The organism is Apibacter sp. (genome assembly GCF_025291155.1).
GTDB lineage: Bacteria > Bacteroidota > Bacteroidia > Flavobacteriales > Weeksellaceae > Apibacter.
In genome coordinates this window covers 1-13,117 of sequence record NZ_JAMBJZ010000062.1, presented here as the reverse complement: position 1 = coordinate 13,117, position 13,117 = coordinate 1, and the positions used below count along the sequence as shown (strand labels likewise).

General features: G+C 29.3%; 11 protein-coding genes. 10 read left to right on the top strand and 1 reads right to left on the bottom strand.

Annotation, left to right across the window (positions count from 1 at the left end):
* The coding region (locus tag M3Z80_RS06865) for a hypothetical protein (RefSeq protein WP_293918801.1) at positions 1–541 on the bottom strand (541 nt) is incomplete at its 3' end.
* 367 nt (positions 542–908) lie between these two features.
* Between M3Z80_RS06865 and M3Z80_RS06860 the strand changes: the two genes are divergently transcribed.
* From M3Z80_RS06860 to M3Z80_RS06815, 10 genes are all read left to right on the top strand, one after another.
* The gene (locus tag M3Z80_RS06860; protein WP_293918799.1) at positions 909–1,214 is read left to right on the top strand and encodes a hypothetical protein; all 306 of its coding nucleotides are present in this window, start codon (positions 909–911) and stop codon (positions 1,212–1,214) included.
* A 203-nt stretch (positions 1,215–1,417) separates the two neighbouring features.
* The gene (gene mutL, locus M3Z80_RS06855) at positions 1,418–3,175 is read left to right on the top strand and encodes a DNA mismatch repair endonuclease MutL (protein ID WP_293918798.1); all 1,758 of its coding nucleotides are present in this window, start codon (positions 1,418–1,420) and stop codon (positions 3,173–3,175) included.
* Between the two features lie 36 nt (positions 3,176–3,211).
* Positions 3,212–3,991, top strand: coding sequence for a rhomboid family intramembrane serine protease (locus tag M3Z80_RS06850; RefSeq protein WP_293918796.1), 780 nt, complete (start codon positions 3,212–3,214; stop codon positions 3,989–3,991).
* A gap of 9 nt (positions 3,992–4,000) precedes the next feature.
* Positions 4,001–4,912, top strand: coding sequence for a rhomboid family intramembrane serine protease (locus M3Z80_RS06845; RefSeq protein ID WP_293918794.1), 912 nt, complete (start codon positions 4,001–4,003; stop codon positions 4,910–4,912).
* Positions 4,913–4,924: 12 nt separating this feature from the next.
* Positions 4,925–5,944 (top strand): endonuclease/exonuclease/phosphatase family protein, encoded by a 1,020-nt coding sequence (locus M3Z80_RS06840; RefSeq protein ID WP_293918792.1) that lies wholly within the window; start codon positions 4,925–4,927, stop codon positions 5,942–5,944.
* Positions 5,945–6,046: 102 nt separating this feature from the next.
* Positions 6,047–8,041: a KUP/HAK/KT family potassium transporter gene (locus M3Z80_RS06835; protein WP_293918790.1), complete on the top strand. Its 1,995-nt coding sequence runs from the start codon at positions 6,047–6,049 to the stop codon at positions 8,039–8,041.
* Between the two features lie 21 nt (positions 8,042–8,062).
* Positions 8,063–9,085 carry a UDP-glucose 4-epimerase GalE gene (gene galE, locus M3Z80_RS06830; RefSeq protein ID WP_293918788.1) on the top strand — a complete coding sequence of 341 codons (1,023 nt, stop codon included), beginning with the start codon at positions 8,063–8,065 and terminating at the stop codon, positions 9,083–9,085.
* Positions 9,086–9,104: 19 nt separating this feature from the next.
* On the top strand, positions 9,105–10,376 hold the full coding sequence (gene glyA, locus M3Z80_RS06825; protein ID WP_293918786.1) for a serine hydroxymethyltransferase: 1,272 nt from the start codon (positions 9,105–9,107) through the stop codon (positions 10,374–10,376).
* Positions 10,377–10,595: 219 nt separating this feature from the next.
* Positions 10,596–12,365 (top strand): AMP-dependent synthetase/ligase, encoded by a 1,770-nt coding sequence (locus M3Z80_RS06820; RefSeq protein WP_293918784.1) that lies wholly within the window; start codon positions 10,596–10,598, stop codon positions 12,363–12,365.
* A gap of 70 nt (positions 12,366–12,435) precedes the next feature.
* Positions 12,436–12,756: a DUF493 family protein gene (locus M3Z80_RS06815; protein WP_293918782.1), complete on the top strand. Its 321-nt coding sequence runs from the start codon at positions 12,436–12,438 to the stop codon at positions 12,754–12,756.
* Positions 12,757–13,117: the final 361 nt, after the last annotated feature.

The window sequence follows — 13,117 nt, the reverse complement described above, 5'->3', positions numbered from 1 at the left end:
CATCCATTTTTCTTATGGAATTTTGAGTATTTTTTCTGCTAACATCCATTCTGCTAACAGGATTTTGAGCGGTTTCCCCGCTGACATCCATTTTTCTTATGGAATTTTGAGTATTTTTTCTGCTAACATCCATTCTGCTAACAGGATTTTGAGCGGTTTCTCCGCTAACATCCATTCTGCTAACAGGGTTTTGGGCAGTTTCTCCGCTGACATCCATTCTTCGAACAGGATTTTGAGCAGTTTCTCCGCTAACATCCATTATTCGGACTGGGTTCTGGGCAGTTTCTCCGCTGACATCCATTCTTCGAACAGGGTTTTGGGCAGTTTCTCCGCTAACGTCTAAATATTGATAAGGCTTATCTACCATAACTTCATTGAAATATTCTTCATCTTCTTTGTTATTAATAGTGAAAGAGTCGCCAATTTCATTATTCATAGACACGGGTTTCTTTGTTTGAGGAATGTCAGCATAATCGTCATTACATGAAATGATGAATAAATTTATAATTAAACTAAAAATAGGTAATGATATTTTTTTCATTTTTATATTAATCTTTTATTTAATAACTATTTATCTTTATATAAGTATCTTAGAAATTATTATTTTATAGGCATACTAGTAATTCTAAACAAAATAAAATGAATTTATTATATGTGGTCAGCATAATATAATAATTTGGAGAACTAAATAATTTCTCTAGATCTATTGATAGACTTTCCTTTTTTATTTCTTATTAGAATACATTTTGTACCTTTGTTGTTAAATAAACTTGTTTAAATGTGAGGCAAAGTAACTGATAATATAAAATAGAGTAAAGACAAAGCAAAGACTTTTTATAGACATGTTTTTATTCTTATTTATGATCAAGTTTTAAATGAAGTATCCTAAAATGAGTAGAAATTAATGTATGGGTTATAGAGTAACAATAGAAAAAATAGTCTGTACAGCCTTTAAAAAGGCTAAAAATGAATCGTTACATGTATTGAAAACACCTCTATCTAAACATATTTCTTCTAAGATAGAAAAAGAGTATAAAGCATGTATTAGTGAAAAAACCTTTGTAAGATACTACGATAAATATATAGAGGGAAAAGAAAAGGCCACAGGTGATCCTAATAGACATATATTAGATTTATTATGTAAATATATAGGTTTTGAAAACTTTGTAGATTTCTATAATAATGATAAAAATGGAAAAGTAAAAAACAAATAATATGATAGTTTGTTGTAATAAAATTATGCTGTTTTATTTTTTTTTACATGAAATTTAATCATAGTTATCCTTGAAAAATTATAAATTTTTTAACGACTATAAAAGTGTAATGATATTACGTTAAAGTTCTTATAATCTATTTTATGTTTTATTTATTAGTATGATACGATGGGATTTATGATAGATTTAATAACTTTGTACTTATGCCTGATATAATACACTTACTCCCGGATAATGTATCCAATCAAATTGCGGCAGGAGAAGTAGTGCAAAGACCTTCTTCCGTGGTAAAAGAACTTTTAGAAAATGCTATTGATGCCAAAGCTAGTCAAATACAACTCATCATTAAAGAAGCAGGTCGTAATTTAATTCAAGTGGTTGATAATGGGATAGGAATGAGCGTAACTGATGCCAGAATGTCATTTGAAAGACATGCAACCTCAAAAATTAAAACTACTGAAGATATATTTCATATTTATACAAAAGGGTTTAGGGGGGAAGCATTAGCTTCTATTGCGGCTGTATCTCAAGTTGAACTAAAAACTCGTAAAGAAGAAGATGAGATTGGTACTCATATTATAATCGATGGAGGTGATTTGATTTCACAAGTTCCGATAAATACTAAAGTAGGTTCCTCTTTTCAAATTAAAAATCTATTTTTCAATGTACCGGCAAGAAGGAAATTCTTAAAGTCTAATTCGGTGGAATTCAGACATGTTTTAGATGAATTTCATAGAGTTGCCTTAGCACATGAAAATATTCAATTTCAATTATTTAATAATGATGAAGAAATACTTAGATTACGCTCGGGTAATTTAATGCAAAGAATTTCTGAAATTTTTGGTAGAAAAATTCAAAATCAACTTATCCCTATCTCAGAACAATTAGATTGGATAAAGCTGGGAGGGTTTATAGGTAAGCCCGAAAGTGCGAAAAAAGCTAGAGGAGAACAATTTTTCTTCGTTAATCATAGGTTTTTCAGATCATCTTATTTAAACAAAGCGGTACAAGATGCTTTTGAAGGATTAATTCCATCTCGTTTTTTACCTTCTTTTTTTCTTTATATTGATATCAATCCAGAACGAATTGATGTAAATATTCATCCAACAAAAACAGAAGTTAAGTTTGAAGATGAAGCTTCCATTTATGCATTATTGAGAACTGCTATAAAAAAATCTTTGGGTGTATATAATGTTGTTCCGAGTTTAGATTTTGATCAAAATCCTGATTGGAATTTCTCACTCGCTAAAAAAGATAAGCCTATTGTTGAGCCCAAAATAAATATAAATTCATCATATAATCCCTTTGACAAAGTTTCAAATAGACCATCTCAAGCTGAAAAAATCAATTTAAACGAACTATATGCTTCATCCAGACAAGAAATTTTAACATCTGATTTATTTGATCTACCTTCTTTATCTATCGATGAATCTTCATTGTTGCGTTTATCAAATGGAAGATGGTTAACTGAAAAAGATTCCAATTTATGGATATTAGATCCTTATAGGATACATCAGACCGTTTTATATGAAAATCATTTAAAAAATTCAGAAGGTAATATATTAAGCCAACAATTACTCTTTCCTATTGAAAGACCTGTCTATGATCTTGAAAAAGAAAAATTAGACTCCATAAAAACTGCATTATTCGCTGAAGGATTGGATATGGAGGTTGAAAAGGATTTATTAACAATAACTGCAATACCTACAGATATTCCCCATGAAAAAATATTAGATTTGATAGATAATTTATTAAGTGAATTATCAGAACATTCTGAAGAAGAATTTTCCATATTTTTTAGTAAAACTGTTTCAAAAGTTTCTGCAAGAAAAAGAACAGAATTTATTCATTCACCCCAATTTTTACCTATATGGGAAAGCTTTATAGCTTTAGGATGTTCTAAATTAAATCCTTTCGGAAAGAAAAATTATGAAATAATAAATATTCCTAATTTCGATTAATATTTACCATTTCAAATTAATTAAACCATAAAAATAATGAATAGAACTATACCGACGGTAACTAAAAATCTTTTAATTTTAAATACTATATTCTTTATTGCTACCTATCTTTTATCTACTCAAGGAATAGACTTAACCGTACTATTCGGAGCTTATTTTCCATTATCACCTAATTTTCATTGGTATCAGATAATCTCCCATATGTTTATGCATGGAGGTTTTACACATTTTTTCTTTAATATGTTTTCGTTGTGGATGTTTGGTTCTGCTGTGGAACAATCGTTGGGTGCAAGAAAATATTTAATTCTGTATTTTGCATGTGGATTAGGAGCCTTTGCTTTGTTTAATATTGTTAATTATTTTGAATTTAAAAAAGTTTATGATTCTTTAGTTTCTGCTGATATCCCTCTGAATGAAATTGGAAATTATGCAAAATTAAGCTATAAAATAGTCAATAATAATATTCAGCAAAATGGAAGTGCATGGTTAAACACGCTACCACACAATACAGATTTCAATATAGCAAGTCAGCTTTATATAGACATGGTTACTCCAATGGTAGGCGCCAGTGGTGCTATATATGGAATTTTAGTTGCTTTTGGAGTTATGTTTCCAAACTCTGTGCTTATGATGATATTTCCTCCAATTCCGATGAAAGCAAAATATTTTATACCAATCATGGTTTTATTTGAGCTGTATTTAGGGATACAACAATCTCAAGGAGATAATGTAGCGCATTTCGCACATTTGGGTGGAGCGGTTTTTGGATACTTTATGACTCGCCATTGGATAAAAAACAGATATCGTTGGAATTAAACAGAACCTATGTATAAATATAAACAGATATTAAAATTAATAGATTATTATAAAAACGGAAGTGAAGGAGTTAAAATTATTTACATATCAATTGTATTTTCTTTTCTATATTGGCTAATAGATTTAATTTCAGTTAAGATATTCAATGTATCAATTTCCTACCTATTTTTATTGTCTGCCCATACGATTATACCTTATATATGGACTTTAATAACTTTTCCGTTTATTTATTATGATATTGTAGAGTTATTATTTGCTGCAATAATAATTTATTTTTCTGAAAAAAATTTTAGAATATATTTTAATGCTCATAGTTTTGTGAAATTTTTTGTTTGGGGAAATATAGTAGGAAGTATAACATTTTTATTATTTAGCTTGTTATTCGATCAAACTTACTATTTTTTACAAGGAGCTATGTTAGGAGTATATAGCTGTTTATTCGCTATAATATCATATAATCCGAAAATGCAAATCTCTCTTTTTCCTTTACCTTTTCAAATACCTCTTTATGGTTTGGGAATAATAGTAATATTCCTTGATTTTATTAACCTTTTAACTCATAATAATATAATCGGAATATTTGTGTCAAGGTTAGCTGCTGCAGCTTTTGGATTTTATTATATGAAATTTTTTCAAAAAGGTAATGATTTTCTCATATATCCTATTCCGGATTTTAGTTCTTTTAAAAAGAAAATTAAAGAATTTTTCAATAAAAGAGTTAAGTCTAAATTTAGAATTGAAAAAAACGAACAAGAATTTAAAAAATCATCTTATTCCAGACCTTTGTCCGATGAAGAATTTAACATAAAAAAAATTGAAAAACAAAAGCAAATAGATTTTATATTAGATAAAATATCTAAAAGTGGATATAATAGTTTAACGAAGCTGGAAAAGGAATTTCTATTCAATTCTTCGAAATGAAAAAAAAATTTAATGATATTAAGTAAGACTAAAATAGTAAGTAATATCCTTCTTGTAATGCATTGCATTATAGCTCTGTTATTATGTTTAGTATTCTTAAATAAATTTGTTGAGCCCAAAACTTTTCCATATTTCGAGCTGATAGCTCTATTATATCCTATATTACTTGCTGTTCACCTTATATTTACTGTGGTATGGTTACTAAAAAGGGAAATTGTTTTTGTGCCATTTTTCATCTTTACATTATTTCTATTATTTCCCTTAAAAAAATATATTCATTTTGAAAATAATTTTAAACGGGAAATTAGTTCCAAAGATCTCAAGATAATGACTTATAACGTAAAATATGCAAACAATAACAAAGATCTGTATGCATTAGAAAATTATATCCTAAAAGAAAATATAGATATTGCATTTTTTCATGAAATTTATACAAGGCAGTGGAGATCAAAGGAGAATTTTTTAGCGGATAGATATAATGCGACTTTTGATCTGATAGGAATATCATCAAAATTTCCCATCATAAATAAGCAGAAAATTATTCTGCCCGGAAACGCATTTGCTTGTATGGTAGATGTACAAAAAGAACAAGATATAATAAGATGCATTAGCATATATTTAGAACCCATGTATCTCAATAAAAATATTTTTAAAGCTCATAAACTACAAGAAGCTAAAAATAACTATGAAATGTTGATGGATAAATTAACGACAGGATTTAAAAAACATGAAGTGCAAGTAGATTTATTGGCAAAATACATAAAAGATTCACCTTATCCGGTAATTGTATGTGGAGATTTGAATTCAGTACCTTTATCCTATGAATATTTTACAATAAAAAAAGATTTGAATGATGTTTTTGAAGAATGTGGAAAAGGATTCGGATGGACATTTTATGATTATTATTACCCAATAAGAATAGATTATATTTTTGCAAGTGAAAGCTTTAAATCTAAACGTTGTTACGTAGATAAAACAGTTAACTATTCTGATCATTATCCAGTTCTTGCAATTCTTCAGTTGGGGAATTAGCTAAGACCCTGGATTATTTTCATTAAATTAACAGTATATAAAAAAAATTAACCTAAAAAAAATATAACTTTGTACATGAGTAGTAAATTAAAATAACTAATTGTGCAGCAGAATGATTCTAAGAAATCTAAACTTACTTTTATAGGTTTAGTAGTTACCATCGGAATTGTATTTGGAGATATAGGGACTTCGCCATTATATGTAATGAGAGCTATAGTTGCCGCTAATCATACCGATCATATATCTGAAGATTTTATCATAGGGGCCTTGTCTTGTATAATATGGACTCTAACCTTGCAAACCACTCTTAAATATGTAGTAATTGCCTTAAGAGCAGATAATAACGGTGAAGGGGGGATATTAGCATTGTATTCGTTAGTCAAAAAGATGAAAAATAAATGGTTGTATATCATAGCAATCTTAGGAGCTGCAACTTTAGTTTCGGACGGAGTTATTACCCCATCGATGACAATCATGACTGCAGTGGAAGGGCTTAAAAACTATAATCCTAACACTGAAGTTATACCTATAACCATTTTTATACTTATAGTTCTTTTTGTGGTTCAACAATTTGGAACACAATCTATAGGTAAATTTTATGGACCAATAATGACATTGTGGTTTATAATGTTATTAATATTAGGAAGTATTCATTTTATACCTAATTTATATGTAATAAAAGCTATAAATCCTTATTATGCTGTTAAACTGATGCTTATTGTAAGTGACAGTGCACAGACCGCATTAGAAGCAAAGCATATGATATTACTTATTATGGGGGCTGTTTTTTTATGTACAACAGGAGCAGAAGCATTATATTCTGACTTAGGGCATTGTGGAATTAAAAACATTAGAATCAGTTGGATCTTCGTAAAAATTTGTTTAATAATCAATTATCTTGGACAGGGAGCATGGATTTTATCACATCCACAGGAGGCTGCAAGTGGGGGGAATCCATTTTTTAAAATGATGCCTGACAACTTTGTCATCATTGGAGTCGTTATGGCAACCTTAGCGGCAATCATAGCTAGTCAGGCATTAATTACAGGTTCTTATACCATATTTAGTGAGGCAATGTCTTTAAATTTTTGGCCAAGACAAAAAATTGAATATCCTACTCATGAAAAAGGTCAAATGTATGTTCCGGCAATAAACTGGGGTTTATTAACATCCTGCATTTTTATCGTTCTCTATTTTAAAGAATCCTCAAAAATGGAGGCCGCTTATGGGCTAGCTATAACCATAACCATGCTAATGACCACTATTTTGCTTCTCTTTTATCTTTACAGTAAAAAAGTTAATGTTTTTTTCATACTAATCTTTGCAATAATATATTTCATTATAGAAGGAGGATTTTTTTATGCTAATGTATTGAAATTCGAAGAGGGAGGCTGGATTACCATGATGTTAGCAGGTATGATAGCATTTAGTATGTACATATGGTATAACGGTCGAAAACTTAAAAATAAATATGTACAATATGTAAATATTAAACCCTATTTACCTATTATACAAGATATGAAAACAGATAACCATATCTCGAAGTATTCCACCAATTTGGTTTATATCAGTAGAGCAGGTAAAGCTGAGGAAATAGAAGCAAAAATAGTATTTTCAATTATAAACAAAAATCCTAAGCGAGCAGATTATTATTGGTTTCTTAGAGTTGAAAACGATACGAACCCCTATACTTTCGAATATGATGTATTAGAACTAATACCCAATACTTTATATAAAATTAATTTCAAGCTTGGATTTAAAGTTGTTCCTTTAATAAATATTTATTTTAGCCAGGTTCTTGAAGATTTAAAAATTTCGGGAAAAATAGATTTATCCAGTAATTATCCTTCTTTAAAAAAATACGATATTCCGGCAGATTTTAAGTATATTCTTATTGATAGAGTCTTTAATCAAGAATATTTGTTTTCATTAAAAGAAAGATTTATCTTAAGATTTTATAATATGGTCAAACATATTGGAATATCCGATACTGCTGCATTAGGACTTGATACCTATAATGTTGAAATAGAAGAAGTTCCTATGCTTACTGACGTTATATATAAAAGTAGAATAAAAAGAGCGAAAATTTATAAATAAATAATACTTAATTAATGACATATGGGTAAAAATAAAATAATAGTATCAGGAGGACTAGGATTTATAGGCTCTCATACGGTAGTTGAATTAATACAATCAGGATTTGATCCGATCATTATAGATGATTTAAGTAATTCGGAATTATTTATATTAGATAGAATTAAAGAAATCACGGGGATCAAACCTAAATTCTATCCATATGATTTATGTGATTATAAGAAATTAGAATCTGTTTTTTCGGAAAATAAAAATGTTTCAGCATGTATTCATTTTGCAGCAAAAAAAGCTGTAGGAGAATCTATGGAAATTCCTCTTACCTATTATAGAACGAATTTAGTCTCTCTAATGAATATTTTGGAGATTATGAAAAATTTCAAAGTAGGAAAATTTGTTTTTTCATCTTCAGCTACTGTTTACGGACAGCCGATAGAATTGCCAGTAACCGAGGAATCTCCCACACAAAAAGCTTTATCTTCTTATGGAAGTACTAAACAAATGGCAGAAGACATCTTAGAGAAAGTTTCAGCTACAAAATGGTTGCAGGTATTATCTTTAAGATATTTTAATCCGGTAGGTGCTCATCCATCCTCATTAATAGGAGAGTTGCCGAGAGGAATTCCCAGTAATTTGATGCCTTTCGTAACACAAACAGCTATAGGGATTAGAAAAGAATTAACAGTTTACGGTAATAATTATAATACCGCTGATGGTACTTGTATAAGAGACTATATTCATGTTGTTGATTTAGCCAAGGCACATGTGAATGCTTGCGAATATCTTCTTGCAGGAAAAAATATATCATCCTTTGAAACATTCAACATAGGAACAGGAGTTGGAAATTCTGTATTAGAGATAATTCAGACTTTTGAAAAAGTTAATGAAATTAAAGTCCCTTATACTATTGGAGAAAGGAGAAAAGGAGATGTTGAAAGCATCTATGCTAATTGTGATAAAGCTAATCGGATTTTAAGATGGAAAGCTCAATACACAGTAGAAGAAATGGTTAAAGATGCATGGAATTGGGAGAAAACATATAGAAAATAAACTAAAATATACCTAAGTTATGGAGTCAAAAAAAATATTCGAATTAATCGAAAAGGAAAAACAAAGACAAACTAAAGGATTAGAACTAATAGCTTCAGAAAATTTTGTAAGTGATGAGGTGATGAAAGCTGCCGGTTCTGTATTAACTAATAAGTATGCGGAGGGATATCCCGGAAGACGTTATTATGGAGGATGTGAAATTATAGATCAAATAGAAGAAATTGCTATAGAAAGTGCCAAAAAATTATTTGGGGCAGCTTATGTCAATGTACAGCCACATTCAGGGGCACAAGCAAATGCAGCAGTATTTCTTGCTTGTTTAAAGCCTGGTGATAAAGTAATGGGATTAGATCTCGCACATGGAGGGCATCTTACCCATGGCTCTCCCGTTAATTTTTCAGGATTAAATTACGATCCGGTTTTTTATAAAGTAAATAAAGAAGATGGAAGGATAAACTATGAAGATATGATGGCTACAGCAAGGAGAGAAAAGCCAAAAATGATTATAGTAGGGGCTTCTGCATATTCAAGAGATTTTAATTATAAGAAATTTAGGGAAGTTGCAGATGAGATTGGTGCGATTTTAATGGCTGATATCTCTCATCCGGCAGGATTAATAGCGAAAGGAATATTAAGTGATCCATTACCCTATTGTCATATAGTCACTACAACTACTCACAAAACTCTTCGAGGTACAAGAGGAGGAATGATTATGCTGGGGAAAGATTTCGAAAATCCATTTGGATATAAAACACCAAAAGGAGAAATAAAAATGATGTCACAAGTATTTGATGGAGCAGTATTTCCTGGTACGCAAGGAGGTCCTTTAGAACACATAATTGCTGCAAAGGCAATTACATTTATCGAGGCGCTTAGTGATGAGTTTCTTGTATATGCTCATCAAGTAGTGAAAAATGCACAAGTTTTATCAAAATCATTGATTGAAAGGGGTTTTGAAATTATATCAGGAGGTACAGATAATCATTTAATGTTAATTGATTTACATAATAAAAATATTACGGGTAAAGTAGCTGAAAAAGTTTTAGAAAAGGCAGCTATAACTTGTAATAAAAATATGATTCCTTATGATGACAGAAGTCCTTTCATCACCTCAGGAATTAGATTTGGAACTGCAGCTGTTACCACCAGAGGGCTTAAAGAAAACGATATGATAAAAATTGCTGATTTTGTTAATGAAGTTATTGATAATCCTGAAAATGATAAGGTTTTAAATAAGGTAAGAGAAGAAGTGAATTCTCTTATGGATTCAAGACCTTTATTTAATTGGTAATTTAAAAATCGAAATCTGGTAATTATTAAGACAATTGAAAATATGGAAGCTAAATAAATTATATTACTCGTGAATTTGAATTAATTTCCATATTTATTATAATAGATATTATTTATAATTATATTTATTTTTATTTTATATTGATATATTGACATGAAAAATGGTTTTTGCAAAAATGTTATTTTTTTTGTATTTTTCGCATTTTAAAATATTAAAAAAATGAAAGTCACTAGGCTATTTGACATTCTATATTATCAATTACGAAATAGACCGATTGATGTCTCAATTGCAACTAAAAAAGATGGTAGTTGGAAGAAAATTTCCACACAATCGCTAATAGATCAGGTAAACCAGGTAAGTAGAGGTCTTTTAAATTATGGGATAAATCCTCAGGATAGAATAGCTTTAATTACTTCAGTAAATAGATCTGAATGGTTAATAATGGATTTTGCAATACAGCAAATTGGAGCAGTAAGTGTTCCTATCTATCCTACGATGAGTGATGATGATTTGACGTTCATTTTAAACAACAGTGAGTCCAAATTTTGTCTTGTATCGGATAAGAAAATATATGATAAAGTACATAATATAAAAGATCAATGCCCAAATATAACTAGCCTATTTACTTTTGATGAGATAGAAGGCGCATTAAACTGGAATAAAATTAAAAAGAAGGGAGAAGAAATCTCCAACCAGCAAGAAGTTGAAAATTTAAAAAATTCTATCGAACCCGATAGATGGGTGACATTGATTTATACATCAGGAACTACAGGAAGACCTAAAGGTGTAATGCTGTCACATAAAAATATATTAACTAATGTACTAGATTGTCACGTTAGGTTTGTGATGGAGAATGATGAAAAATTTAGAATTTTAAGCATCCTCCCTATCTGCCATATTTTAGAAAGAATGGTTGATTATGTTTTTATGTATAAGTCTTATGGGATATACTTTGCAGAGGGTATGGATAAATTAGCATCCAATTTTCAAGAAGTCAAACCAGATGTAATATTGGTAGTTCCTAGAATAGTAGAAAAATTATACGCATCGATTTATAATAAAGGAACTTCAGGAGGATGGTTAAAGAAGCAGATATTTTTATGGGCACTTAGTGTAGCTAAAAAATTTGAGCCTTTCAAACCAGCGAGCCTTTCCCATAAAATAGCAGATTTTTTAGTATTTAAAAAGTGGAGAGAAGCAGTAGGAAATAATTTGCAATTAATTATATGCGGAAGTGCTGCCTTATCTGAGAATTTATGCAGAATTTTTAATGCTGCCGGATTAAAAATTTCCGAGGGATATGGAATGACGGAAACCTCTCCGGTTATAACTGTAAACGGAAGAACGAAAGATTTATTCTGTTTAGGCACAGTAGGTCCCTTATTAAATAGCTGTAAAGTGAAAATTGCTGAGGACGGAGAAATATTAACGAAAGGTTCTAATGTGTTTTTAGGTTATTATAAAGACGAAGAAAAAACAAGAGAGATTTATACTGATGACGGATGGTTGAAAACCGGAGATATTGGCTACATAAAAGACGGATTTTTAAAAATTACGGATAGAAAAAAAGAAATATTTAAGACTTCAGGAGGAAAATATATCATACCTCAGATAACCGAAAATAACCTAAAACAATCTAGATTTATAGGAGAGGCAATGGTTGTAGGTGATGGTGAAAAAATGCCATGCGCGCTAATACAACCTGATTTTGAATTTATTCTTAAATATATTAAGTATAAAAATCTACATATGAATACTACGATTTCTCCTGAAGAAATTGTAAAAAATAAGGTTATTAGAGAGAGAATAATGCAGGATGTTGAAAAAGTAAACAAATTATTAGGTAAATGGGAACAAATTAAAAAGATTGAGCTTACTCCAACGGTTTGGTCTGTGGAAAGTGGTGAATTAACCCCTACATTGAAATTAAAAAGAAAATATATTAAAGAAAAATATATCAATCTATATAATAAGCTATATGACAGATAAATTTATACTCTTATTAAGCTATTTTGTCATAATTTTTATTTGGCTTTAGTTTTGCTTTTATGGAATTATTATGAAAAACAATGACAATATAAAAATATTTGCAAATAAAAGTGAAAATCCTGACGATTTTTATATAAGATTTAAGGAGCAATTAGATACAGAGCATCATTTCCCCGGAAATTATATGTTTAAATTTATTATTCTGACAGAAAGCAAAAAAATAGCTCAATTGCATAAAATTTTTGACCATAGTGGAGCTTCTTTTTCTATCAAAGAAAGTAAAAATAGAAAATATACTAGTATTACTGTAAATATATATGCCGTTGACGCTCACTCAGTTGTAGAATATTATAAAGAAGCTAGTACTCTAGAAGGAATAGTTATGTTGTAAATTAGTAATGTAAAAATTATAACTCAAATCATCAGAAAAACTTTTCTGATGATTTTTATTTTTCAAGAAGCTATAACCAATTAAATTTGGTTTTACTCTTAAATTTAATAATCTTTCTATTACTAAAAATAGATATTCAATAAATGGTTAATGAATGCTCATATACATAATTAGATAGTGAAATGTATAAAAATTACAAAACTAATTACATTATATTATATAATACATATATTGAAAACTAAAAAATATTTCACAAATAATGTTTACATTTTGAAAATATTTTATGGATAAGAAATTGATCTTGAATAGAATAAAAGAATATAATAATTTCAAAACAGATAAGGAATTAGCAGATTTTCTC

Coding starts and splice junctions, on each gene's coding strand:
- M3Z80_RS06860 (WP_293918799.1), top strand. CDS start 909: ATGGGTTATAGAGTAACAATAGAAAAAATAGTCTGTACAGCCTTTAAA.
- mutL (WP_293918798.1), top strand. CDS start 1,418: ATGCCTGATATAATACACTTACTCCCGGATAATGTATCCAATCAAATT.
- M3Z80_RS06850 (WP_293918796.1), top strand. CDS start 3,212: ATGAATAGAACTATACCGACGGTAACTAAAAATCTTTTAATTTTAAAT.
- M3Z80_RS06845 (WP_293918794.1), top strand. CDS start 4,001: ATGTATAAATATAAACAGATATTAAAATTAATAGATTATTATAAAAAC.
- M3Z80_RS06840 (WP_293918792.1), top strand. CDS start 4,925: ATGATATTAAGTAAGACTAAAATAGTAAGTAATATCCTTCTTGTAATG.
- galE (WP_293918788.1), top strand. CDS start 8,063: ATGGGTAAAAATAAAATAATAGTATCAGGAGGACTAGGATTTATAGGC.
- glyA (WP_293918786.1), top strand. CDS start 9,105: ATGGAGTCAAAAAAAATATTCGAATTAATCGAAAAGGAAAAACAAAGA.
- M3Z80_RS06820 (WP_293918784.1), top strand. CDS start 10,596: ATGAAAGTCACTAGGCTATTTGACATTCTATATTATCAATTACGAAAT.
- M3Z80_RS06815 (WP_293918782.1), top strand. CDS start 12,436: ATGAAAAACAATGACAATATAAAAATATTTGCAAATAAAAGTGAAAAT.